This window comes from Brevibacterium sediminis, assembly GCF_013623905.1.
GTDB lineage: Bacteria > Actinomycetota > Actinomycetes > Actinomycetales > Brevibacteriaceae > Brevibacterium > Brevibacterium sediminis.
Genome location: NZ_JABKDD010000004.1, coordinates 61536 through 86514 on the forward strand (window position 1 = coordinate 61536; position 24979 = coordinate 86514).

Below are 24979 nucleotides of genomic sequence, written 5' to 3' on the forward strand. Positions count from 1 at the left end.
TTCAGTGGGGTCAGGCCCTCGCCGAGGCGACCGCCGCCGTCCGCGTCATCGCTTCGGCATCCCCGCGTAATGGGTCAGTCCCCCATCCACGGGGATGAGAGTGGAGTTGATGTAAGCCGATTCGCATGATGCGAGGAACACCGCGAGGTCCGCTACGTCCTCGGGCCGACCCATCTTCCCCGTCGGCGACTGCGCATGCCGAGCGGCGAGCATCTCCTCGACCGAGCCGTAGTGGCCCGAGATCGAGCGGTGGATGAGCGGGGTCTCGATGAGGCCCGGGGCGATCGAGTTCGCGCGGATGCCTTCGGAGGCGTACTGCGCGCCGACGACCTTCGTCAGTTCGATGAGTCCGGCCTTCGACGCCGCATACGCCGGATAGTCATACCCCATGTAGCGCATGCCGCCGACCGAGGACACCGTGATGATCGACCCGTGCCCGGCCGCACGCATATGCGGCAGAGCATGCTTGATCGAGGAGAACGCCCCGGTGAGGTTGATATCGAGGGCACGTCGGAAGCCGTCGGTGTCGAGTTCGTCGACTCCCCCGTTGACGACGATACCGACGTTGTAGTGGAGCACGGTCGGTCCACCGAGGCGGTCGGCGCAGTGCGCGAACGCCGCGGCCAGGGAGTCTTCGTCGCCGACATCGGCGACAACCGTGGTCAGCTGAGAGTCGAGGTCGACCCCGCCGAGGTGGCCCGGCCCAGTTGTGTCCGCACCGTTCGAGTCGGCCCGGGCGGCCGCCTCGGCGAGGGCCCGCGTCGCTTCGTCAAGCGCCCTCGGGTCACGGTCGACGATGCAGACCTTCGCTCCCTCGCGAAGGAATCCGATCGCCGCAGCGAAGCCGTTGTTCACCTTCCCGTCCGGAGTGCCGCAGCCGATGGCCATGATCGTCGTGCCGACTAACCTACCTGTCGGCACTGACACGGCTGCCGTCTCTGTCGTGTTCATCGTGCGCTGCCCCGTCCTTGGGAGTATTCGGCCTTGAGTTCCTTGCGCGCGAGTTTGCCGTAGGCGGTGACCGGCATGGTCTCGACGAAGTGGATCTCCTTGGGCACCTTGTATTTCGCCAGCCCCGACTTGCACAGCGCGGTCAGCCGTTCGGCCAGGTCCTCCGCATCGGCATCGACGCCACCGGCACCGTCGTTCCCGGTCGACGGCGCGCGTTCGATGACGGCCACGCCGATCTCGCCCCACTGCGGGTCGGGCACGCCCACAACGACGGCCTGGGCCACCTCGGTGTCGGTGAGGAGGAGCTCCTCGATCTCGCGGGGGTAGACGTTCGAACCGCCGGAGATGTACATATCGGACTTGCGGCCGGTGAGGAAGAGGTACCCGCGTTCGTCGAGGTAGCCGACATCGCCGGTGTGGAAGAGCCCTCCGGCGAAGGATTCGGCATTCGCATCGGGGCGGCCAAGGTAGCCGGCGCACACGGTCGGTCCGGCCACACAGACTTCGCCCTGCTCACCAGCGAGCAGCTGCGCGCCGGTCTCGTCGACGATGACGATCTCGGCTCCAGTGCGGGCTCGGCCGCAGGTGCCGATGCCGGCGTCGTCGACGGGGATGGCTCCGTGGTCCTCGGGGCGGAGGATCGTGATCGCTCCGGTCACCTCGGCGAGTCCGAAGTACTGGACGAGGCACGGTCCGAGCCTCTCGAGTGCCCGGGCTTGGTCGGTCGCGAGCATCGGGGCTCCGGCGTAGATGACCCGCTCGAGGGTGTGGTCCTCGGGTCCGCGGCCTTCTGGGTAGCCGGCGGCGATGCGGTTGAGAATGGTCGGGACGGTGAAGGCGTTCGTGATCCCGTAGGCGTCGATGGCCGGCCACAGGGAGTCCACGCTGGGCTTGCCACCGGGGTGGATGATCGACGGGGTGCCGCCGAAGACCTGCCCGAGCATGTGGATGCCCGCCCCGTGCGACAGCGGCGCGAGCACGAGGGACGCCCCCGTCTCGTCCTCGTTGGGGAAGAGGTCGCAGCGGTGATTCATGAGCACAGCGCCGAGGTGGCGGTGCGTGAAAGTCGCAGCCTTGGGTCGCCCGGTCGACCCGGAGGTGAAGAAGTACCAGCAGGGGTCGTCCTCGTCGACTGCCGAGTCGACGGATTCTGCCGGTGCGGCTGCCGCCTGCGCCGTAGGCAGGTCGCCGATCCAGAAGACGGGGCCGGTGAAGCCGGTGTCTTTGAGAGCGGTGACGTAGTCGGCGTGGGCGCGGTCGGCGATGACGGCGGCGGGGACGACTTCGGCGCTGATGCCGAGCAGCTCCTCGGTCGACAGGGCCGCGTTCGGTGGGGCGATGACACCGCCGGAGCGCAGGATGCCCCAGAAAGATTGGATCACCTCGGCGTGGTTGGCCGAGACGAGGAGGACGGTGTCGCGGCGGTCGACTCCACCGGTCTGCAGGGCAGCGGCGAGCGCTTCGGCGCGGGCGTCGAGTTCGGCCCAGGTCCACCGCTGCCCGTGGTCGTCGTCGACGACGGCGAGGCGGTCGGGGATCCGGCGGGCGGTCTGGGTGAGGAAGTGGGAGACGTTGACCCCGCGCCGAGGTGTGGGCGTGAAGTCCTTGGCCGGGGACGTCTGGGAGATGTCGCGCATCAGCGGACGCGCTCGAGCACGGAGGCGAAGTTCGACACGGCGGCACCGCCCATATTGAAGACGCCGGCGAGTTCCGGGGTCTCGATCTGGATGCCGGGCGAGCGACCGGTCAGCTGGGCGGCGGCGAGGGCGTGCATGGACACACCGGTGGCGCCGATGGGGTGGCCCTTGGCTTTGAGTCCGCCGGAGGGGTTGACGGGCAGGCGGCCGCCGACCTCGGTGGCACCGTCGTCGAGCAGGGTGTGGCCTTGCCCGGGGGCGGCGAGTCCGAAGGCTTCGTATTCGAGGAGCTCGGCGATGGTGAAGCAGTCGTGAGTCTCGAGGAAGTCGAGGTCGTCGATGCCGATGCCGGCAGCTGTGAGCGCCTGCTCCATGGCGGCGCGGGCGCCGGCCATCTCGAGCGGGTCGCGTTGGGACAGCGGCAGGACGTCGTTGGCGTTGCCCATGCCTCTCCAGGTCACGGCCTGCGATGCGGAGGCGGCGACATCCTCGGCGGCCAGGACCAGGGCCACGGCCCCGTCGGAGACCATCGAGCAGTCGGTGCGGCGCAGGGGTTCGGCGACGTACGGGTTCTTCTCGCTCACGGTGTTGCAGAACTCGAAGCCGAGGTCCTTCTGCATGTGCGCCAGCGGATTGTGCGATCCGTTGGCGTGGTTCTTCGCGGCGATCTTGGCCAGCGTCTCCGAGTGGTCGCCGTAGCGGTCGAAGTACTGGCGGGCGATCTCGCCGAAGACTCCGGCGAAGGACTTAAAGTGCTCTTCCTCTTCCCGGAAGCTGGCGCTGAGCAGGACTTCGTTGACGTCGTGGCCTGATGCGTGGGTCATGCGTTCGGCGCCGATGACCAGGGCGGTCTTATGGCGGCCGGCGGCGATGGAGTCGTGGGCTGCGAAGATCGCGGCGGACCCGGTGGCGCAGGCGTTCTCGTGGCGGTGGGCAGGTGTGCGCGCGAGTTCGGGGAACACGGTCCCCGGCAGTGCGGCTTCGAAGCCTTGGCGGGAGAGTCCGTTGTTGAAGACGCCGACGTGGATGACGTCGATGTCGGCCGGTTCCAGTCCCGCCTCGGCGATGGCGTCGCGGGCGACGTCGGCCATCATCTGGGGCAGCGGTGATTCGGATCGTCCGAACTTGCCGTGGGACCAGCCGATGATCGCAGGTGAGGACATGGACACTCCTTCGGGTACCGGGCTCTGCGGAACGAGCACTGTCCTCTCATACTTTCCCGGTCCCACCAGCTGGTCAAAGAAAATCCACCATATGGAACATTGGTGTCGTCTAGCCGAGCTGGTCGCGCAGGGCCTGAGCCGTGGTCCGGTGTGAGTCACTTCGCGACGAGGAACTCCTCAACGACCCCGTTGAACGCCCGTGGGTTCTCCAGGAAGGGAAAATGCGAGTTCGCCTCTTCGACCGGGAACACGTGAATGCGCGCGTCGGGAATTTGTGCGGCAACATAACGTTGCGAATCGGGGTTGACGTGGCTTCCATCGCACCCGAGTACAAGAGTGGGCACATCAATGTGGGGCAAGACGTCTCGCCAGTCCTGAGCGCAATGGTCGAAGAGCAGTGGGACCGCGGCATAGGACGGGAACGATTTGATCTCCTCGGCGACGAAGTTCCATACCTCTGGATCGGGTTCTCCGGAGAACATTCCTCGCACGAAGTCCTCACACACCTGTTCACTGTCAGGTCCGTTGAGCGCACTGCCCAGCTCGAGGAGTCCGTCAACACCGAAGATCGCACCGCATTCGCGTTGTTCGTCCTCAGTCAGCCACGGAACCGCTGCGACGGCAGCTGGCTGGTCGACAGCGACGAAACGTCGAATCCGTCCAGTACCGTACTGATCGATATAACTCCAGGACACGGAGACGCCCATCGACCAGCCGAGAAGGTCTACCTCTTCGAGTCCAAGGTCATCCAGAAGATTGCTGAGATCCTGAGCGAGACGCGCGATCCGGTAGCCGTGGTGAGGCTTTTCAGAGAGTCCGTGACCGCGCTGATCAAGCGTGATGACTCGACGGTTCTCCGCCAGTCCGGCGAGCTGGTTGCGGAACATGGCCTGGGTCTGGCCCCAGCCGTGAAGCATGACAAGCGGAACTCCGTCTCCTCCGCTGTCGCGGTAGGTTAGGTTCACTCCGTCATTGGTGGTGAAAACAGGCATGGCACGCTCCTTCAGAAAGCACCGGTCCGGTGAACAGGCAGAGCCGACCCGATGAGTCGCCATTGCACGAAACTCGACGCAGAGAAGACCCCTTTGTGACCTCATTTCGACCCTGTCTCGCTATCGTCATCGTTCACGTTCCGCGAGGCAACGAAAATCCACCATATGGAACATTGGTGTCGGCCTTCTAAACACCACCACTGGCGTAGCCGCCGAAAAACGGGCGGAGCGTCGAGAAACGGGCGCGCACACCCGTTTCTCGACGCTCCGTGCGTTTTTCGATAAAGCCCCGCCAGCTCGGCGGCTAGCCGAGCTGGTCGCGCAGGGCCTGAGCCGTGGTCCGCGGATCGTAGCCCTCAGCCACTCCCTCGACGATGACGATGTCGGTGTCGATATGGCGCGAACGCAGTGGGGCGATGTCCTGATAGGCCGGTGAGTCCCACCATTCGTGAGCGAGCCGAGCGTCGGGGAAGGCGATCATGACGACGTGTCCCGGCCACCGCCCTTCCATCACCTCGTGGGCGGTGCCGTGGACGAGGAACCGTCCGCCGAAGGGTTCGAAGGTCTCACCGATCCGGTCGATGTACTCGGCGACCTCGGGGTGCGGCGCGAACTGCTGCAGGTGGGCGATCGCGTAGGCGGTCATGGTGTCACTCTCCTGTATTCTCTGTGTGCTTCGATGAGTTGCGGTGGTGCGATTGATCTCCGTGGTTCGAGGATTTGCTGCCGTGGGACGCCTCGCCAGCAGGCGGCGTCTCATCGCTGCCTCGCGTCCGTCCAGCCGGCGGTGACCGACGGACGAGTTCTAACAGAAACAGAGCAGCCAGCCCGAATCCCGCCGCGGTCAGCGGCAGGACTCCGGGACCCGTCTCGGTGAGCACGAACCCGCCGGCGGCGGCCCCGAATGCGATACCCAGGTAGGTCCCAGAAGTGTTGAGCGCCAGCGCCTGTCCGGCGAGGGGCCCGGCAAGTCTGTGCAGGCGCATCTGTATCGCGGGTGAGTTCCAGAAGGCCATTCCGCCCCACACTGTCGTGACGATGAGCACGAGCCAGATGGGCACTGGCCGGACAGCCCACATCGCCCACATTGCGACCATGGCGGCGATGATGACGCCGATCCCGAAGAACAGTGCTCGCCCCGGGCCCCATCGGTCCGCGACCTGACCGCCGAGCCAGATTCCGGCCATGCCCGCGAACCCGGAGAGCCCGAATGCCACTCCCCGTTCCTCGACTCCCGCTCCGGCGGTCGCACTCAGATAGGGCGCCAGGTAGGTGAGGACCATCATCGTCCCGGCCATGAGCAGGCAGTTCGCCGCGAGACTCACGGCGATCGGGGTGCGCGTGAGGCTGCGCAGCTGTTCTGACAGCCGAGGAGAACGATCACCGCGGCCGCTTCCGGGAACAGTGAAGAGGACACCGATGAGCGCGAGCATCCCGGCTACGGCAACGGCCAGAAAGGTCGCCCGCCATCCGAATGCGCCGCCGATCCACGTCCCCAGTGGGACACCGAGCGCGATTGATCCGGTCACCCCAAGGGAGACGGTCGCCAGGTAGCGGCCGGTCTTCTCCGTCGGCGCATGGGACGCAGCGAACGCGAAGATGGCCGGGGTGGCGCTGGCTGTCGCCGCGGCCGCCACCACTCTCAGCCCCATCAGCACACCGAAGTACGAGGTTCCCACCGCGCCGAGGTTTGCTCCCACGAAGATGATGAGCGCGACAAGGAACAGCCGCCGTGGCGGGACCCGGGCGAGCGCGACAGCTGCCACCGGCGCGACCACGGCTACGGTCGCCGAGAATGCCGTGACGAGCTGACCGGCCTGACCTTCGGTCACCCCGAGGTCGGCTGCGATCTCGGGCAGAATTCCGGCGATGACATAGTCGTCCGTATAGAGGACGAACGAGACTGCGAGCAGGACGAAGAGCCAGGGCGGCATCACGCTGACCGATCCGCACCACCGAGCCGGGGCCGGTCCCGGCTAGACGGCACGTGAGTCCGGCCCAGCCTGCGCAGGTGGGTTCTCAGCACAGCGAGACCGAAGAGGCTGGCGCCCGGAGTCGCGAGGGCAGCGATCCCGACGACCACCGGCGCAATCTCTCCGCCCTGAGCGAGAAGAATCTGCGTCGGCCCTTGGAGAGCCACAACGCAGCACCCGGTCCAGGTCACCAGCCACGCCGCGCGCGGCCATCTCCCGAGATAGCGCGAGAACATCGGACACAGCAGGCAGAGGAACCCCAACAGCGCGGTCATAGCCAACACCATCCGCTGTGCCGGCTGCTCCATTCCCTGGGGACCGGTGCTTCCCGGTCCCGCAATCGCCCAGAAGGCCATGGCACAGCTGAAGGGCAGGATACCGAGCGCACCGCAGACGATCATGGTCGGCGACGGTGCCGGGGGCGGAGTGTTCAGAAGATCGCCCCAGCGCCGGATCACATAGGCTCCGACGACGATCGCCATCGCCACGCCCAGAGCGCAGAATCCTGCGTAGACGAGCCCGAACACCCAGGGATGCATTCCCTGTTCGGCCAGTCGCACCTCTCCTTCGATGAGCGCCTGAATGAGAATGCCCGGCGGCAGTCCCAGCAGTATCGGGCCGAGGAGCCCGGCCGATCCGGCGCCGAGCACGAACACCACGGGTGCCGGAATGCGTCGCGCCCATGGTCGTGTCAGCGCCACCACGAAGACCACGCCCACCACCATCATCGCGAGAGTGATGGTGTTACCGATGAGAAAGCGCGGCGCAAGCATTCCCTCGCCTCCGGCCGACGTGGTCGAACCGACCGACGAACCGCTCAGCCACAGGATCTTGAAGACGATATACGGCAGAACCGCGACGATCGCCGTGATGATGGCGGCGCGCTGCAGCGATGTCACAGGTGCAGGTGCTGATATCCGTGCGTTCGTCACGGCGACTCCCGAATTAGAGGACGTTCTCTAGATGCTAGTCTCTAGTTTGAGGTACGGTGGCCCCACGGTCAACCCTTCGGACCAGATTCTCCGATTCCCCGGACTGATCCGAACACCTGGAGCGAGAGGACGTGACAAGCATGGCGAAACGCGCACTCTATTCGCGGGACGATATTCTCTCGGCGGCCATCAGCGCTGTCGGCCGACGCGGCCATGCCGCCACAGTGGCCGATGTGACGCATGAGCTCGGTGCACCGTCGGGTTCGATCTACCACCGCTTCCCGACTCGGGAGTCGCTGTTCGCTTCTGCCTGGATCCGGTGCGTGCACCGATTCCACGACACGTTTGCAGCGATCACGGATGTCGATGACCCGCTCGAGGCGATCGTCGAGACCGGCCTGCTCATCCCCCGGTTCTGTCGAGAGAATCCCGACGAGGCCCGGACTCTCACCCTCTACCGGCACTCAGAATTGCTCGCCGACCCGCCCAAGGGACTGCTCGATGACCTCACAGGACTCAACGATCCCGTGGTCGCTCATATCTCCGAACTCACGCGACGCCGGTTCGGCGAAGTCACCCCTCGCAGCTTGCAGCTCGTCGCCCTGGCCTGCCGAGACACCCCGTACGGCATGGTGCGCGGCTTCATCGGCGGCGAGATCCCCGCCTGGCTCGACCAGCCGATCGCCGCAGGCATCGCCGCGATCGCCTCGTTGGACCCCTCAGCCGACCACTGAGCGCTGAACCTTCCCGCCGAGAAACTCATGGAGCGTCGAGAAACGGGTGTGTACCCCCGTGTCTCGACGCTCCATGCGCTTTTCGATGAAGTCCGGCGGCGACTCCTCGCTGAGAATTCGAGCCGCCCGGCATCACCCTTTGAGGCGAGTCATCTCCGGGTCGAAGAGCGGCTCGGCGGTGACTGTGGCCGGCAGGCGGCGGCCGAGATATTCGATCTGCACAGCGTCACCAACCGCCAGAGTGTTCGGCAGCCAGGCGTAGGCGATCGACTTCCCGATCGTGTATCCGTAAGCCGCCGAGGTGACGTAGCCGTCCGCGACTCCCGATCCGTCCGATCCGTCCGACTTCGCCGAGGCGGTCTCGCCGTCCGCGACACCCGACCCACCGACCACGTACACCGGCTCTTTGCCGAGCACCACGTCAGAGGGCACGTCGAGGGTGAGGCAGGTCAGTTTCGTCGTCGCGGCTGCGGCCCTCGACTCCAGCGCGGCCTTGCCGGTGAAGTCGTCGGTCTTCGACGCCTTCACGGCGAATCCGAGTCCGGCCTGAACCGGTTCGTGTTCGCTGGTCATGTCGGTGCCGAAGGACCTGAACCCCTTCTCCAGCCGCATCGAGTTGAAGGCTTCGCGGCCTCCGGCGATGATGCCGAATTCCTCACCGGCTTCCCACAGCACGTCCCACAGTCGCGACCCGAGATCCGCCGAAGTGTAGATCTCCCAGCCGAGTTCGCCGACATAGGACAGGCGCATCGCGGTAACCGGCACACCGCCGAGCACCGCCGGCTTCGTGCGGAAGTACTTGAGTCCGGCATCGCTGAAGTCCTCATCGGTGACCTTGGCGATGACATCCCTGGCCAGCGGGCCCCAGAGACCAATACAGCAGGTGCCGGGAGTCGTCTCGCGCACGGTCACCCACTTGGACGGGTCGGCGGCCGACTGATGCTTGGCCGCCCGCGAGATGGCCGCGAGGTCGATGTTCGAGTTCGCTCCCACCTGGTAGGTCTCCTCGTCGAGGATCGCGACCGTGATGTCGCTCGTGATGCCGCCGGCTTCGTCGAGCAGCAACGTGTAGCTGACCGCTCCCGGTTTGCGCAGCATCGACGAAGTGGTCATCCCGTGCAGCAGTTCGCCGGCACCGGGGCCGGTGACCTCGAAGCGTTTGAGCTGGGTCATGTCGAACATCGCCACCGAGGTGCGCGTCTTCCACGCTTCGGCTGCGGCGATGGGCGAATGGAACTGATCCGCCCAGGCGTCCCGTTCCGGTGCCGCCCACTCGGACGGCATTTCCTCGAGCAGCTTCGCGTTCGCGTCGAACCAGTGCGGCCGCTCCCAGCCGGAGGTCTCGAGGAAGAACGCACCGAGTTCCTCCTGCTGCCTCCGGAACGGGCTCGAGCGCAGGTCACGCGGGGAGACTCGTGGTTGCAGAGGGTGGATGATGTCGTAGATCTCGACGAAGTTCTGCTGGGAGGTCTCGCTGACGTAGTCCGCTGATGTCTGCACATCCTCGAAACGGTTGAGGTCGATGCCTGACAGATCGGTCTTCGACCGTCCTTCGGCGATGAGCTCGGCCACAGCGCGGGCGATGCCGGCGCCATGGGTCACCCACACCGCCTCGGCGACGAAGAATCCGTCGACCTGACGGGACTGTCCGACCAGCGAACCGCCGTCCGGGGTGAATGAGAAGATGCCGTTGAAGCCGCGCTGGATCTGAGTCTGAGCGAGTTCGGGCAGCAGTGTCTTCGTCGCCTCCCATTCGGGGGCGAAGTCGTCCGGGGTGAACTCGAGGCTCGAGGGCATCCGTTCGCTGGTGATCTCATCGGGTGAGTAGGTCTGCAGCGTGTCGAGGTCGACGGGCATGGGCCGGTGCGCGTAGGAGCCGATGCCGATCCGCTCACCCCATTCGCGGTAGTACAGGTCCTTGTCCTGGTAGCGCAGGATCGGAGCCTGCGCACCCGCCGGCAACTCATTCTTCCCGATGAGCGAGGGCACCTCGGTGGTCCAGGCGAACTGGTGGCCCAGCGGCAGCAGCGGGATCGGAGTACCGACCATCTCACCGATCTTGGGTCCCCAGAATCCGGCGCAGGAGACGACGATATCGGCAGGAATCCGGTCATCGCCGCAGATCACAGCGCTGACGCGAGCGCCTGTGGTCTCGATATCGGTCACCGTTGTGCGATCACGGAATTCGACCCCTGCGGCACGGGCACGATCGATGACGATCTGAGTGCCTTTCGCCGCCAATGCGAGGCCGTCACCCGGGGTGAGCAGACCGCCGTGGACCATGTCCCGGTTGAGCATTGGGAAGAGCTTCGCGCATTCGTCGGCGTCGATGACGTCGGCTTCGACGCCGTAGGAGCGGTTCCATCCGGCTCGACGGTGCAGGTCCTGCAGCCGATCCTCGGTGGTGGCGATCTCGAGGCCTCCGACGGGCAGGAACGATCCGCGCCCGTCGGCGTCCTTGAGCGAGGTAAGCTTCTCGATCGTGTACTGCGCGAATTCGGTCATCGACTTCGACGCGTTCGAGGAGAAGACGAGTCCCGGTGCGTGCGAGGTCGAGCCGCCCGGGATGTTCAGCGGGCCCTGTTCGATGACGAGGGTGTTGGTCCAGCCCAGCTGCGCGAGTTCGTCGGCGAGGTTGGCGCCGACGATGCCGGCTCCGATGATGACGACTCGTGGTGATGAGATCGGCACTGAGTACTCCTTGTTATTGACGGTGGTAGAGGCAGTTGTCGCAGCAGACGCCGGAGCGGGGCTCAGTCGTCCAATGCGGAGTATTTGGTTTCCGGTGCCCAGAAGAGCGAAGCGATGAACCCGACCAGAGGGAAGATCGCCGCGATGAGCAGGGTGCTCGAGACACCCAGGTGTTCGAGCGTGACCGGGAAGAGGTAGGTGGCTCCGGCAGCACCGACTCGGCTGAATGCCGCGGCGTAGCCGACGCCGGTGCTGCGGAACCGGGTGGTGAACATCTCCGGCGGATAGACATACTGGATGCTGTTCGACGCCGTGATGATGAGGACGAAAGCGCCGAAGACGATGAGCACGACCAATGACGGCAGCTCAGTCCAGCCGCCGAGGAAGACGAGCAGGACCACCATGAGCGCGAAGGTCCAATTGACGAACGTGCGTCGGGGCAGCAGCCACAGCAGCCACAATCCCACGCCGGCACCGAGGAGCTGGAGCCCGTTCATGAGCAGATCCGTGGAGAATCCGCTGTTGAGTCCGAGGTCCTCGAGCACCGGCACGATGAACGTGAAGATCGCGAACAGCGGACCGACCTGGCAGAACCAGAACAGTCCGGAGTAGATCACCGTGCGAACGTCGTTCTCGCGGAAGAAGTCACGCAGGCGGGTTTTGACAACCTCGGTCGGCGCCGGAGGCAGTCCGTACTGCGGGCCATAGTGGGCGGAGACGATCGCCTGCGCCTCGGTCGTGCGTCCCTGTGCCTGCAGCCACCTCGGCGATTCGGGCAGGGCCATGCGCAGGATGAGCACGACCAGGGCCGGCACCGCGCTGCTGGCCAGGAGCATTCGCCACGAATCCGCGTCCCAGGCGTGGGCGACGACGAATGCCGAGATGAACCCGATGAACCAGAACGCCGCGATCGACCCGAGCAGAACGCTGCGGTGGCGGCGCGGGGTGAATTCGGCCAGCAGAGCGGTGCCGACCGCGTATTCGACGCCGATGAGCAGGCCCAGCAGCAGCCGCATGGCCACGAGGTCCCACGTGCCGACGACGAAGAGCTGGGCCAGCGAGACGACGACGAAGCCGACGAGGTTCCAGAAGAACACCCGCTTGCGCCCATAGCGGTCGGCGATCCGCCCGAAGAACAGACCGGAGACGAAGATCCCGATGAGCGCACTTGCCGCGATCAGTCCCTGCCCTAATGCCGACAGCCCCAGCTCCGCGGCCGCCGGAGCGACGGCACCGCCGATGACGCCGAGGATGTAGCCGTCGATGAAGATCCCACCGAAGGCCGCAACCGCGACGAGGAGCACGAGCCGGTTGAGCGGGGCCTCATCGATCGAGATCCGCCCGGCATCGGTCCGCTGCGCGAAAGCATCACGACGGACCGGCTCGATGCCGTCGATGTCCTTCTGCTGTGTCATGTGGTCTCCTTCGACTCACCGAACGAATATGGTAGTCAGCGCCCGGTTCAGGCGTCGATGACGAGGTCGGTCTTCGCCGTCGAGCAGCACGGCAGGAACTTCCCCGCGTCGATCTCTCTGGCGCGGATTCCGCCCAGATGGTTCATCTCGACATCGCCGTCGAGCTTGACGACCTTGCAGGATCCGCACATGCCCTCCTGACAGTTCGCGGGGATCTTCACCCCCGCCTTCCGCGCGGCTTGGAGGACCGTTTCGTCCTCCCCAACGCAGACGTTGAGGCCGGTGCGCACAAACGACATTGTGTGCTCACCCTGCCCCACAGTAGGCAGTGCGGCCGGGTCGACGACGGCGATTTCGTCATCGTCGCCCGATCCCCCCGCCGAGGCGGCCGCCCCATCCTCAGCCGGGACCGCGGGCCCAGCGTCGGACTCAGATCCGGGCCCCATCTCGGCGAGGTTCTCATCGGTGACCCCGACGACCTCGATCTCGACCTCGTCCTCGACCGGCACGACCGCCTCGGCGTCGACGGCTTCGGTCGGTGCGCCGACCGCCTCGACCGGTCCGTCGGCGTCGTACTCGGGTTCGTACATATCGAGCGCGGCCGGCTGGGACTCGAAGTACTCCTCGGTCGTCGCCGCGATCTCCTCAGCGATCTCGCCGGCGATGGCGACTTCCTCGGCGTATTCGGCACGGATCTCACGATCGCCGGAGAAGAACTCCATGAACACCGAGGTGTCGTCGACGCCGACTTCGCGCAGCAGTTCGGTCGCGGAGTTGAGGTATCCCTCCGGGCCGCAGGCGAAGACCTGCCGACCGTTGGCGTCGGGCACGAGCTCCTCGAGCAGCGACGTCGACAGCCGTCCCGTCCGCCCTTCCCATTCGTCGCCGCATTCCCGATCGCCGAGGCAGTAGATGACCTTGATCCGGAAATCCACGTTCGCGAGGAAGTCGAGTTCCTCGGAGAAGGCGAAGGAGTCGGGGGCGGCTCCGTGGTAGAGGAGGACGACATCGGCCTGGCCGGGCAGCGAGTGGACGGTGCGGATCATCGACATCAGCGGGGTGATCCCGGCTCCGGCAGCGAGCAGCAGGAACCGTGCTCGCCGGTCATAATCGGCGAGGTGGAACGCACCGACAGGGCCGAGCATGTCGAGGACGGTGCCGGGGCGGATATTGTCATGCGCCCAGGGCGACACCTTGCCCTTGGGGTCGCGTTTGATCGTGATCGAGAACGTCCACGGCTCGGTCGGGGCCGAGGAGATCGAATAGCTGCGCGACACCGGCTCGGCATTCGGTCCGTCGATGGGGAAGTCGATGTTGATGTACTGCCCCGACCGGAACGCCAGGGGCGCCCCGTCCATGCGACGGAAGACGAAGACCATCATCCCTCCCGCCTCGGGGATGGTCTCCACACATTCGGCGGCGAATTCCTGCGGGTGCCACGGACCCAGCGCGGTGGCGGCTCCGGCCGGCCCCGAGGCGCTCGAGAGCACGCGGTTCCAGGGCATCTCCAGTCCGCGCACCCGCTGGGCCAGCGGCAGCGCGGGCACAGCGGAGGATCTCATCCGACGTGCTCCCGCATCCGCTGCACGTACCAGTTGATGAAGGCTTCGACCTGGTATTCGCTCTTCATATACGGACCCTGCTCATAGAACGGACTCGCCGCTCCCTGCTGGCAGAGTTCGACGAAGGCCTTGTCCTGCAGGTTGGTCTGCTTCCATGTGTGAGTGAGGGTCTCAAGGTCATAGTCGACGCCTTCGACGGCATCGTCGGCGACGAGCCAAGTGGTGCGCACGAGGGTCTTCGAGGCACTGATCGGGAATGCCGCGAAGGTGATGACGTGATCGCCGAGGAGGTGGAACCAGGAGTTCGGCTGCAGATGCATCGAGCAGCGGCCGAGGCGGAAGTCCGGCAGATCGCCGAGCAGCTTCTTCGACAGCCGGCGCCCGTCTGCCGAGAAGGACTCCCCCGCTCCGTCGAGCGATTCGCGGGAAATGCGGATGCCGCCGACCCGGGTGTCGAGTTCTTCGACGACTTCATAGGGCAGGCCGTAGCGGCGGCAGCGGTATTCGAGGGAGGCCTGCGCCTGCTGGTTGCGGTCCCAGACGTCTTCGAGGTGGGGCGGGATCGTCTCATCGGTCAGGCCCCAGGTCGGGAACAGCGAGCACGCGAGCTCCGGGTGGCCGTCGCAGTGGTAGCACTCGCGGTTGTTCTCCATCACGAGCTTCCAGTTGCCCTCTTCGACGATGTTCTGCTGATAGGCGACTTTCGTCTTCGCCAGCTCATGAGGGGCGATATAAGGTTCGAAGATCTTCGCGGTCTCGTGGAAGTCCGTCGGCGGCTCTTCGGCCAGGCAGATGAACACGAGTCCGGCGGCGATCTTCCCGTGCGCGCGTTTGAGTGCGTAGCAGGACTTGTCGAAGGTCATCTCCCCCGGCGCCGAGGCGTGGATGAGGTCGCCCTCGGGGGAGTACGTCCACGAGTGGTAGCCGCAGACGAGGTTGCCCGTCGTTCCCTGCGCATCGGTGAGGACTCGTGCCCCGCGGTGGCGGCAGACGTTGTGGAGGACGTTGACGCCGCCGTCGTCGTTGTGCAGGACGATGAGGGAGTACGGACCGTAGTCGAGCGTGACATAGTCACCCGGCTCGGGGATCTCGGCGACGCTGCACGCGAAGACCCAATGCTGACCGAAGATGGCCTGCATATCGAGATTGAAGAGGTTGGGATCCGTGTAGAACGGAGCTTCGAGCGAGAAGCCTGTCCGACGGGTGTCGAGTCGGATTCGGGTCTCGTCGAGCTTCTCCTCGGTGAATCCCGCAGGGAAGCCCTTCTTCGTCGGTGCCAGGTTAGTAGCTGTCAATGCTCATCTCCCTTGATGTCTGCCTGCAGCGGCCCACCGATGGAAGGGGCGAAATCCTCGGCGGAGACCGCGGAGACCGTGTGCTGCCGGAACGATCTCGACAGTCACACTAGCGAGGAACTCCCTGCAGAAAAAGCGCGAGATTTCGTTACATATTCTGCGGATTCACTGCATAATTGTGCGCATGATCGATCCGCGCCTGACGACACTGCGCACCTTCGCCGCCTGCGGCACCATCGCCGCCACCGCCGAGCTCACCGGCTACTCCGCATCGGCGGTCTCCGGCCAGCTCAGAGAGCTGCAGCAGACCCTGGACATGACCCTTCTCGTCAAGGACGGCCGCGGCCTGCGACTGACTGCGACGGGGCGCTACCTCGTCCGCCGCTCCGACGAACTGACCGCCGCATGGGAGGACATCCGCGCCGGCGCGCTCGGGGCCGGGGATCAGGCCCCCACTCACTTCGGAATCGGGGGCTTCTCGACCGCATCCTCGAACCTGCTCGCGCCCTTGGCGGCGAACCTGCGGGCTTCACGGCCGAAGGTCCGCGTCCACGTGATCGAGGCGACTCCGACTCGCTGCTTCGAGCTCCTCGTCGCCGAGCGCATCGACCTCGCCGTCATCGTCTCGATGCAGGGCAATGTCCAGGTCGAGGAGGATCCCCGCTTCGAGAGCATCGACCTCCTCGACGATCCCCTCGACGTCATGGTGCCTTCAGGCCACCCTGCGGCGGGCAGGGAGTCGGTGACTCTCAGCGAGCTCGCCGGTGAGGATTGGATCACGGCCGGCCCTGGCTCGCCCTATCATTCGCTCTTCATCGCCGCGTTCACCGCCGCGGGAGTGACGCCGACGGTCGCGCACGAGTCCGCGGAGTGGGAGACGTCGGCGGCCCTGGTCGGCGCCGGGGTCGGAGTGAGCCTGCTGCCGAGGCTGGCCAGCCTCGCCGGAGAGGACAACGTCAGCCGGGTGCGGCTGACGGGTACCGGGAGACTGAGCCGGAAGATCATCGCCGCTGTCCGCGCCGGCAGTCGCAGATCCCCGCTGATCAGGGATTCCCTTCAACATCTGCGCACGACCTCCCAGTACATCCTCTCGACGCGCCTGCGCGAAGACTCCTGAAACGGCACCTCTGCCCGGCCACCGACACGGGGGCTTGACAGAGCTCTCTCACGACGGCGAGACTGCATCTAAGTCTGATGTCAGACTGATATGTCAGAGCTGTCGACGAGCTCCCGTTCGTCGCACTCGCATATCGAATTCCCACGCTTTCGCACCCATGGAGGCTCAACGATGAGCAATAAGGCAATCAGCTATGCAGGTCCCGGGAAGGTCGAGGTAATCGACACCGAGTACCCGGAATTCGTCCTCAAGGACGGGCCTGGAGTCAATCCCGCCAATATCGGCCGCAAGGTCGATCACGGTGTCATCCTCAAGACGGTGGCGACGAACATCTGCGGCTCCGACCAGCACATGGTCCGGGGCCGTACGACTGCCCCGGAGGGTCTCGTGCTCGGACACGAGATCACCGGTGAGGTCGTCGAGGTGGGCCGAGACGTCGAATTCGTCAAGGTCGGCGATCTCGTGTCGGTGCCGTTCAACATCTCGTGCGGTCGCTGCCGCAACTGCAAGGAAGGCAAGACCGGCATCTGCCTCAACGTCAATCCCGATCGTCCGGGCTCGGCCTATGGCTATGTCGATATGGGCGGCTGGGTCGGCGGTCAGGCCGAGTACGTGCTCGTGCCCTATGCCGACTGGAACGTCCTGAAGTTCCCGGACAAGGATCAGGCGATGGAGAAGATCCTCGACCTCACGATGCTCTCCGACATCTTCCCCACCGGGTTCCACGGCGCCGTCAGCGCCGGTGTCGGGGTGGGTTCGACGGTCTACGTCGCAGGTGCGGGTCCGGTCGGAATCGCCGCGGCCACCTCGGCGCTTCTGCTCGGCGCGGCCTGCGTCATCGTCGGCGATCTCAACGAGGATCGACTGGCTCAGGCCCGCGGATTCGGGTGCGAGACGGTCGACGTGTCCAAGGGCGACCCGAAGGACCAGATCGCGCAGATCCTCGGCGAGCCCGAGGTCGACTGCGGAATCGACGCCGTCGGCTTCGAGGCGCGCGGACACGGCAAGGACGCCAGCCACGAGGCGCCGGCAACGGTGCTCAACTCGCTCATGGACATCACCCGAGCCGGCGGCAGCCTCGGCATTCCCGGCCTCTACGTCACCGGCGATCCGGGCGCGCCCGATGAGGCGGCGAAGGAAGGGTCGCTGTCGATGCGGTTCGGACTCGGCTTCGCGAAGTCGCATGTGTTCGTGACCGGCCAGTGCCCGGTGATGAAGTACAACCGGGGGCTGATGCAGGCGATCCTGCACGACAAGGTCTCGATCGCGAAGAACGTCAATGCGACCCCGATCCGCCTCGAGGATGCCCCGCAGGGCTACGCCGACTTCGACTCCGGTGTCGCGAAGAAGTTCGTCCTCGACCCGCACGGCCTCATCTCCGCCTGAGGCTCTCAGACCTCACGCTGAGCCCGAGCTTCTCATGGCCGAAAGCCGGGTGAAGCGGTGAGAAGTGGTCGCAATCGGATACTTTCAGGACGACCTCCTGAGTATCCGATTGCGACCACTGTTTTGTGCCCCATGGACCGAAATGAGAGCACCCAAGTGACGTATCTTGCATGGCAGAATTTGCCACGCGGTCGTGTGTAGATGCACTCGAGCCTAGGTCGCAGCCAAAGAAAACATTGCCATTGCGGCCAAGCGCGAGGATAGACCACATTCGCCTTGACCCTTTTGATGCATGCAACATAGCATCGGGCTATGCAGAATTCTCCCGATTCCCCGCCACCCACGCTTCTCGAGCGTATCCGGTCGAAGATCACCAGCGGCGAACTGGAACCGGGCAATCCGCTCTCCGAGGTCTCCCTCGCACAGGAGTTCGATGTCAGCCGAACCCCGATCCGAGAGGTCCTCAAGCAGCTCCAGCTCGAGGGCCTCATCGAAATCCGCCCAAAGGTCGGCACCTTCATCCGCGAGCCGAACCGACGCGAGATCGTCGAGCTCTTCCAGCTCAAGGAGGTCCTCGAAGGCCTGGCCGCCGCCCTGATGGCTCGCCGCGGGCCCTGCCCGGAACTCGACCAGCTCGAAGAGATCGTCGCAGCATCAGAGGTGTCGTCGAACGCAGGCGACACAGACACCTACGCTTCGCAGGTTCAGGACTTCCACCAGACCCTCGTCGACGGAGCGGACAACAACAAACTCGTCGAACAGTACTCGCGCCTGATGAATCAGCTCGCTTACTTCAGACTCGTGCGCAAAACTCTCAACCATCCGGGCAGGGCAGTGGACTCGAGCCGAGAGCACCGCCAGATTCTCACGATGATCCAGGACAAGGACCCGTTCGGCGCCGAAACGACGATGCGTGCGCACGTGTTCGCCTCGACCCAGGAACTCCTCGTTCCACAGACACGCACCACCCTGTCTCTCGAGCGCGACTCCTGACTTCCAGAAAACGGCCGGACCACCTGATGCTGAGCCGTCGCCACCTCTGACGCACGCCAGCGGGGCCGGGAAACTCTATGTTTCCCGGCCCCGTTGGCGTACGCCGTCAGGCGAACTGGTCACCTCACTGGAAGTTCGGAACCACCTCGTCGATGAAGAGCTGCAGGGACGCCTTCTTCTCATCATGGCTGAGCGCGTTGTCCGACCAGAAGCTGTACTCGTCGTAGCCGAGGTCCTCGTAGTGGCGGATGCGTTCGGTCACCTCCGCCGGGGTGCCGATCATCGCTGACTTGTGCAGCGACTCGAGCTCGAATTCGGGGCGGTCGGCGAAGTTCTCCTCCGGGGTCGGATCGAGGAATCCGTCGACGGGGTCCTTCTTCCCGAAGGCCCACGACGAGAACGTCCGGTAGTACTTGTTCACCCCGGCGGCACCCACCTTCCAACCGTCCGGCTCCTCCGGGGAGTGGACGTAGGTGTGGCGCAGCACCATGATCTCGGGGCGCTTTTCGACCTCGGGATGGGCGGCGACCGCGGTGTTGAATTTGTTCATCAGGTCTTCGACCTCACGGTCGTCCTTCATCAGCGGCGTGACCTGGACGTTGCAGCCGTTGGCGACGGCGAAGTCATGAGTCTCGGGGCTGCGGGCGGCCAGCCAGATCGGAGGAGTCGGGTTCTGCACCGGCTTCGGCACGGCCGTCGAGACGGGGAACTGCCAATGCTTGCCCTCATGGGCGTAGTCACCTTGGAGCAGTTCCTTCATCGCCGGAACGAGTTCACGCAGATATTCACCACCGTCGGCTGCCGGCATACCATCGGCCAGACGGTTGAACTCAAACTGGTAGGCACCGCGGGCGATGCCGACCTCGGCCCGACCGCCGCTGAGCACATCGAGCAGAGCCACCTCGCCGGCAGCTCGGATCGGGTGCCAGAACGGGGCGATGATCGTGCCCGACCCCAACCGGATCGTCGACGTCTCGGCGGCCAAGTAGGCCAGCTGCGGCATCGGGCTCGGCGAGGATACGTACTCCATCGAATGGTGCTCACCGATCCAGACAGTGCCGAAACCTCCGGCTTCGGCGATCTTGACGAGCTCGACGAGGTTCTTCCAATGCTCTTGAGGGCTGACCGAGTCGTCCCAGCGTTCCATGTGCAGGAAGAGTGAAAAGCGCATGATGGTTCCTTTCCCAGCGGAGGCCTCCGTGCCTCCGACATGTTCTTCAGTGATGTGTGATCGCCGTGGCGGTATTCAACCGTCGGTCTCCCGAACACCGGCCGCGGCACTCTCGCGTTCGGTGATCGTCGTGTTCGTCCGCGACCAGAGGTCCTTCTCTACTTCGCGGACGATCACGGTGATGTTCTCGTCGGCGGCTCCCGTCGTGGATGCGGCAACTTCATGAACTCCGGCGATGAGGGCACGCAGCTGTTCGGGAGTGCGGCCTCTCGCGATCGAGATATCGATGAGCGGCATGATCTCACCTGCCCAGCACGAAGGGATCTGCGACCGGCCCTTCGTCGGTGTTGATCCATACGCTCTTGAGCCTGGTGTATTCGTGCATCGACTCGAGACCGTGTTCGACCCCGACCCCGGAGTTCTTGAAACCCTGCCGAGGAGACATCGGCGACATCGCCCGATACATGTTGATCCACACGGTGCCAGTATCGAGGCGCTGCGACATCCGCATCCCGCGGGCGAGGTTCTGCGTCCACACCCCGGCAGCCAGTCCGTATTCGGTGTCGTTGGCCAGCCCGAGGACCTCCTCCTCGGTGTCGAAGGGCATGATCGCGGCAACCGGCCCGAAGATCTCCTCCTGGCAGATGCGCATATCGTTCGTCGTCTCCGTGAGCACGGTCGGCTCGAAGAAGTACCCGGGCAGACCGACATCGGGACGATTGCCGCCGTAGGCGATCTGTCCGCCTTCTCCCTCGCCGAGGCGGACGTACTCCTCGACCTTGTCCCGCTGAGCCGCGAAGGCGAGCGGTCCGAGCTCGGTGTCCTCGGCCATGGGATCGCCGATGACGATCGATGCCGCCCGAGCGGTGACCTTTTCGAGGAGTTCGTCGTAGACCCCGCGCTGGACGAAGACTCGAGACCCGGCGATGCAGGTCTGTCCGGCTGCGGCGAAGATGCCGGCGATGACGCCCATCGCCGCATTGGACACGTTCGCATCGTCGAAGACGATGTTCGGAGACTTTCCACCCAATTCGAGCGTCGATCCGATGAAGCGGCCGGCCGCGGACTTGGCGATGGCCGAACCCGTCCGGGTCGAGCCGGTGAATGAGATCTTCGCCAGCTGCGGTGCGTCGACGAGGGCCTGTCCCGCCTCGGCGCCGAGGCCGGTGACGACGTTGACGGCGCCGGCGGGGAAACCGGCCTCGTCCGCAAGTTCGGCCAGGCGCAGAATCGTTCGCGAGGTGTATTCGCTCGGCTTGATGACCGTGGTGTTCCCCGCCGCCAGCGCCGGTGCGAGCTTCGAGATCGTCAAGGTCATCGGCGAATTCCACGGCGTGATGAGTCCGACGACGCCGAGCGCCTCCCGCTGAGTGAAATTGATGACTTCGGGCGAATTCGTCGGGATCTGCGATCCCTGCACCTTATCGGCCAGTCCCGCATAGTAGTAGAGGTATTCGGGCAGGCCCTGCAGCTGCCCCTTCATCTCGCGCAGGAGCTTGCCGTTGTCCTGACTCTCGAAACGGGCGAGCTCCTCGGCGTTCTGCCCGATGAGGTCGCCGAATCGGCGCAGCAGGTGCCCTCGCTGCGTCGGCGTGGTCCGTTGCCAAGCGGTGGAGTCGAAGGCTCGCTGCGCGGCCTCGACTGCCTGTGCGATATCGGCGCCTGTGCCGCGAGCGAAGCTGTAGAGCGTCTCAAGGGTCGCAGGGTTCGTGCTCTCGAGGTATTCCCCGTCGGCGGGTGCGCGGTGCTCCCCTCCGATGAAATGGTCGAGTCGCGTAGTCATCATCGACTCCCTTCTGTGTGGTTGGTCAGGGCGCGGAGGTGATCGGTGAGCACCTCAGGGTGGGTGACGGGCAGCATGTGGCGTGCGCCGGAGACGATCGCGACCCGTGTGTCCGGAATCCGGTTCGCGATCCTCTCGCTCATCTCCGGAGTCGATCCCGGGTCGAGTTCGCCGGTGATCGCCAAGGTCGGTGAGCTGATCGCATTCAGCTTCGATTCGAGCTCCCGGTCGCCCGCCGCGAAGACGGCATAGGCGTGGCGGTAGGAATCGGGGTCGTTGGCCAGAAGCACAGGCCGCGTCTCGTCCCGCAGCGTTTCGGAATCTCCCTCATCTTCCGGGAACCATCGGTCGAGTGCTCGTTCCATGCTGCCGCGGAAGTCCGACTCCGCTCCTTCGAGTCGCCCCTGCACTGCAGCAGATTCCTCCTGCGTGCGAGCGCACACGGAACTCACGCAGGTGAGGCTGCGCACGCGCGTCGGCTCCTCGATCGCGATCTGCTGGGCGACGAGCGAGCCGAGGGAGAACCCCACGAGGTGCACTTGACCGGCCGGCATCCGTGCGAGCACATCAGATGCCATCGCCGCCAGGTCCGTGGGGCCGGTCAGCGGCGGCTGCGCACCGTGTCCGGGCAGGTCGATCGCCGAGGCGGTCCTGGACAGCAGTGCTTCGACCCGTGACCATACCGTGCGGTCGAGACCGACCCCGTGGAGCAGCACGACCGGGACTTCATCGTCTGTCGGCATCGTCCGTCTCGTTTCCTACTGCTCGGTCGAGAGCGAAGCGAGTCGCTGCTGCGGGCGACCGCCGGTGGAGCCCGCGAGTGCAATGAGGATCTCGCCGGGGTGCGGAGCGTCCGCGACTCTCCACTCGAAGGTCTGGTGGTGAGACCGGATCGTCGCGTCGGTGAAGTGCTTCAGAGGGATGTCGAAGACAGCTCCGGCCTCGCCGCGCTTCTCCACAGCCGGCAGAAGAGTCGAGGCCTGCGCGGCGTCGCGGAAGTGGTTGCCGAACTTGAGGGTGTGGATGAGTGCCGAACCGTGCTCGATCTCTCCCGAGAGTCCGACGATCGCGGCCTTGCCATAGGCCTCGAGCGTGCCGCCCAGAGCCTCCATGACCCGTGGAGCGAGAACAGCGCCGAGTTCGCTCGCCGTCGCGTCGATTCCCGAGCCGAGGTCCTCAACGAAGCCCTGCCCATGCCAAGGGTTCTCGATGACTGCCGCCACGGCAGCCACAGTGATGACGGGGTCCGTTCGCCGTCCGCCTTCGGCCAGGATCTCTTCGGTCACCGTCGTGATCTTGCGAATATTCATTTCGTCAGTCCTTTCAGGATTTCGGTGGTCACAGCACCGTCGGTGCGACGGTCGCCGATGCGGGCGAAGGGCCTCGGCCCCGTTGAGGCCGCCGCAATCACACAGAGTTCGTCAGCCTTCGGAGCATCTGTGAGTCGCAGGTCGATGGTCTGATAGTGGTCTCGCGAGGTGGCGTGGGTCTTGTGCCACATCGGCACCCTGATCGATGCCGAAGGACCCGATCGACCGTCGGCGAAGCAGAGAACAGAAGTGCCTTCAAGCATCTCTCGCATGATATTGCCGAAGTACGGAGTGTGGATGAGAGCCCCAGCGTGCTCAAGTTCTCCATCGACACCGACGACGGCACCCTTGCCGAAGGCCTCGATCGCAGAAGCCGGCCCGAGCGCGTCAAGCAGTCTGTCGGTGAGCACTTTTGCGAGCACCGGTGCAACCTGTTCGGCAGCCGGCGCCAGATCGGCCTGCGTGTCCGTGCCCGCCCAGGGATTGGCGAGCACGGCGATGGCGGCCGCCTGCGTCAACGGGGCATCCGGCGAGGCTCCGCCGTCGGCGATGATCTCTTCACGCTGCACGGTGATCGATCGGACACCTAGACGCCAGGCGAGCTCGTCGAAATCAGCCGGCAGCTCATCGAAATCATTCAATCGATCGAGGCTGGGCTTCTGTGCTCCGAGGCCCGGCTTCTGCAGCCGTGTCGGGGTGGTTGTCATGCGTCCTTCTCTCGAGTTTGTTGCATACAAGGAATCTACTTGCATGCATCGAAGCATGTCAATAGCTCTCTTAGATTGCGCGTTTTACGAGTTTTTCACGATCTATTGACGAATGCATCACACTCTATCTACGCTATCTAGCATGCAACAGATCACGATTGAACAGCTCAAGACAGAAATCCGCGCAGTGTGGCACGAGGCCTGGGACAGCGGGCGCACCGATGCGCTCGATTCGCTCTTCACCGACGACTACCAGCGAGTGTCAGCCAACTCCGGTCGGACCATGACCGCCGAGGAGACGAAGGCCGAGATCAATGAGATCCGCGCCGCCTTCCCCGACCTCACAACGACGATCGACCACATCCTCATCGAAGGCGACCAGGGCGCGATCTACTGGCACTCGGAGGGCACTTTCACCCAGCCGCTCAACGACGTTCCGCCCACAGGACAGCCGGTGACGACGCACGGTTCCAATCTCATCCGCCTCGAAGAGGGCCGGATCGCCCGCGAAGAGGTCACCTGGGATGCCCACGAGCTCCTGGCCGATCTGGGCCTGAAGTCCCTGTCCTCGGCATTCGAGGCTCAACCCGAAGTCGTCACCGATGACCTCTCCGGAGAGCCCTCGGCCGATGCCCTCAAGGCCTTCAACCGTCAGTTCATCACCGGCGTCACCGTCGTCACCACCACAGACGAGGACGGCAAGCCGCGCGGCCTCGCGGTCAACTCCTACAATTCGGTCTCTCTCGACCCGCCGCTCGTGCTCGTCTGCGTACAGAAGACCTCGTCGACGTATCCCGCGCTCTTCCGCTCAACGCACATGGGCATCAACATCATGAGCCGGAATCAGCGGGACACCATCGGCACGTTCGCGTCCAAAGCCGCAGACAAGTTCGCCGAGCTCGACTGGCACAAGGGAGCCAGCGGCTCTCCACTCATCGACGGCTCAGCAGCATCGATCGAAGTCGAGATCAAGGAGCGCTTCCAAGCGCTGACCCACACGGTCTTCATCGGACGTGTCCGCAGTGCCGAGGCGTCCGAGGACGAGCCGATGATCTACAAAGCCGGTCGCTTCTTCGACAGCGAAGATCTCACCTCTCTCAACTGATCTCGTCCCGCCCTGGCGAATTCCAATACCACCCGAACCCCTCTCCCTACGACACACGAAGA

22 protein-coding genes are annotated in these 24979 nt (G+C 64.9%); 5 read left to right on the top strand and 17 right to left on the bottom strand.

Annotation, left to right across the window (positions count from 1 at the left end; translation table 11 throughout):
- Window positions 1–45: 45 nt before the first annotated feature.
- The 7 genes from HK108_RS07920 to HK108_RS07950 form a co-directional block, all read right to left on the bottom strand.
- Window positions 46–951, bottom strand: a complete 906-nt coding sequence (locus HK108_RS07920) for an SDR family NAD(P)-dependent oxidoreductase (protein ID WP_219922262.1) — start codon at window positions 949–951, stop codon at window positions 46–48.
- Window positions 948–2588: an AMP-binding protein gene (locus HK108_RS07925; protein WP_181271091.1), complete on the bottom strand. Its 1641-nt coding sequence runs from the start codon at window positions 2586–2588 to the stop codon at window positions 948–950. The genes HK108_RS07920 and HK108_RS07925 overlap by 4 nt, the downstream gene beginning before the upstream one ends.
- Complete coding sequence (locus HK108_RS07930; RefSeq protein WP_181271092.1) at window positions 2588–3751, bottom strand: thiolase domain-containing protein; 1164 nt, start codon at window positions 3749–3751, stop codon at window positions 2588–2590. The genes HK108_RS07925 and HK108_RS07930 overlap by 1 nt, the downstream gene beginning before the upstream one ends.
- 155 nt (window positions 3752–3906) lie before the next feature.
- Complete coding sequence (locus HK108_RS07935) at window positions 3907–4743, bottom strand: alpha/beta fold hydrolase (RefSeq protein WP_181271093.1); 837 nt, start codon at window positions 4741–4743, stop codon at window positions 3907–3909.
- Between the two features lie 304 nt (window positions 4744–5047).
- The gene (locus tag HK108_RS07940) at window positions 5048–5389 is read right to left on the bottom strand and encodes a DUF1330 domain-containing protein (protein WP_181271094.1); all 342 of its coding nucleotides are present in this window, start codon (window positions 5387–5389) and stop codon (window positions 5048–5050) included.
- A gap of 4 nt (window positions 5390–5393) precedes the next feature.
- On the bottom strand, window positions 5394–6677 hold the full coding sequence (locus HK108_RS07945; protein ID WP_181271228.1) for an MFS transporter: 1284 nt from the start codon (window positions 6675–6677) through the stop codon (window positions 5394–5396).
- Window positions 6677–7615 (bottom strand): hypothetical protein, encoded by a 939-nt coding sequence (locus tag HK108_RS07950; protein WP_181271095.1) that lies wholly within the window; start codon window positions 7613–7615, stop codon window positions 6677–6679. Before HK108_RS07950 ends, HK108_RS07945 begins: the two co-directional genes overlap by 1 nt.
- Window positions 7616–7788: 173 nt before the next feature.
- On the opposite strand from HK108_RS07950, the gene HK108_RS07955 reads away from it, so the two are divergent.
- Window positions 7789–8382, top strand: a complete 594-nt coding sequence (locus HK108_RS07955) for a TetR/AcrR family transcriptional regulator (protein ID WP_139467781.1) — start codon at window positions 7789–7791, stop codon at window positions 8380–8382.
- A gap of 132 nt (window positions 8383–8514) precedes the next feature.
- Here HK108_RS07955 and HK108_RS07960 read toward each other — a convergent pair whose 3' ends face one another.
- The 4 genes from HK108_RS07960 to HK108_RS07975 all read right to left on the bottom strand — a co-directional run bounded on the left by HK108_RS07960 (window position 8515) and on the right by HK108_RS07975 (window position 15267).
- Window positions 8515–11073, bottom strand: a complete 2559-nt coding sequence (locus HK108_RS07960; RefSeq protein WP_181271096.1) for a GcvT family protein — start codon at window positions 11071–11073, stop codon at window positions 8515–8517.
- 62 nt (window positions 11074–11135) lie between these two features.
- Complete coding sequence (locus tag HK108_RS07965) at window positions 11136–12488, bottom strand: MFS transporter (protein WP_181271097.1); 1353 nt, start codon at window positions 12486–12488, stop codon at window positions 11136–11138.
- Between the two features lie 47 nt (window positions 12489–12535).
- Window positions 12536–14050, bottom strand: coding sequence for a flavin reductase family protein (locus tag HK108_RS07970; protein WP_181271098.1), 1515 nt, complete (start codon window positions 14048–14050; stop codon window positions 12536–12538).
- On the bottom strand, window positions 14047–15267 hold the full coding sequence (locus HK108_RS07975) for an aromatic ring-hydroxylating oxygenase subunit alpha (RefSeq protein WP_229664036.1): 1221 nt from the start codon (window positions 15265–15267) through the stop codon (window positions 14047–14049). The genes HK108_RS07970 and HK108_RS07975 overlap by 4 nt, the downstream gene beginning before the upstream one ends.
- A gap of 262 nt (window positions 15268–15529) precedes the next feature.
- Between HK108_RS07975 and HK108_RS07980 the strand changes: the two genes are divergently transcribed.
- The 3 genes from HK108_RS07980 (at window position 15530) to HK108_RS07990 (ending at window position 18841) form a co-directional block, all read left to right on the top strand.
- Complete coding sequence (locus HK108_RS07980) at window positions 15530–16462, top strand: LysR family transcriptional regulator (RefSeq protein ID WP_181271099.1); 933 nt, start codon at window positions 15530–15532, stop codon at window positions 16460–16462.
- A 171-nt stretch (window positions 16463–16633) separates the two neighbouring features.
- Window positions 16634–17848: a formaldehyde dehydrogenase, glutathione-independent gene (fdhA, locus tag HK108_RS07985; RefSeq protein WP_139906550.1), complete on the top strand. Its 1215-nt coding sequence runs from the start codon at window positions 16634–16636 to the stop codon at window positions 17846–17848.
- Window positions 17849–18160: 312 nt separating this feature from the next.
- Window positions 18161–18841, top strand: coding sequence for a GntR family transcriptional regulator (locus HK108_RS07990; RefSeq protein ID WP_172172886.1), 681 nt, complete (start codon window positions 18161–18163; stop codon window positions 18839–18841).
- A 124-nt stretch (window positions 18842–18965) separates the two neighbouring features.
- Here the strand turns inward: HK108_RS07990 and HK108_RS07995 are convergent, their stop codons facing one another.
- The 6 genes from HK108_RS07995 to HK108_RS08020 form a co-directional block, all read right to left on the bottom strand.
- Window positions 18966–20012, bottom strand: coding sequence for an LLM class flavin-dependent oxidoreductase (locus HK108_RS07995; protein ID WP_181271100.1), 1047 nt, complete (start codon window positions 20010–20012; stop codon window positions 18966–18968).
- A gap of 75 nt (window positions 20013–20087) precedes the next feature.
- On the bottom strand, window positions 20088–20309 hold the full coding sequence (locus HK108_RS08000) for a tautomerase family protein (RefSeq protein WP_139467772.1): 222 nt from the start codon (window positions 20307–20309) through the stop codon (window positions 20088–20090).
- Between the two features lie 4 nt (window positions 20310–20313).
- Entirely contained in the window at window positions 20314–21798 is a 1485-nt protein-coding gene (locus tag HK108_RS08005; RefSeq protein ID WP_258233288.1) for an aldehyde dehydrogenase, read from the bottom strand.
- Window positions 21795–22538 carry an alpha/beta fold hydrolase gene (locus HK108_RS08010; protein WP_181271101.1) on the bottom strand — a complete coding sequence of 248 codons (744 nt, stop codon included), beginning with the start codon at window positions 22536–22538 and terminating at the stop codon, window positions 21795–21797. The genes HK108_RS08005 and HK108_RS08010 overlap by 4 nt, the downstream gene beginning before the upstream one ends.
- Before the next feature lie 15 nt (window positions 22539–22553).
- Complete coding sequence (locus HK108_RS08015) at window positions 22554–23105, bottom strand: amino acid synthesis family protein (protein WP_181271102.1); 552 nt, start codon at window positions 23103–23105, stop codon at window positions 22554–22556.
- Window positions 23102–23812: an amino acid synthesis family protein gene (locus HK108_RS08020; protein ID WP_139467768.1), complete on the bottom strand. Its 711-nt coding sequence runs from the start codon at window positions 23810–23812 to the stop codon at window positions 23102–23104. The genes HK108_RS08015 and HK108_RS08020 overlap by 4 nt, the downstream gene beginning before the upstream one ends.
- Before the next feature lie 142 nt (window positions 23813–23954).
- On the opposite strand from HK108_RS08020, the gene HK108_RS08025 reads away from it, so the two are divergent.
- Complete coding sequence (locus HK108_RS08025) at window positions 23955–24917, top strand: flavin reductase (protein WP_139467767.1); 963 nt, start codon at window positions 23955–23957, stop codon at window positions 24915–24917.
- Window positions 24918–24979: the final 62 nt, after the last annotated feature.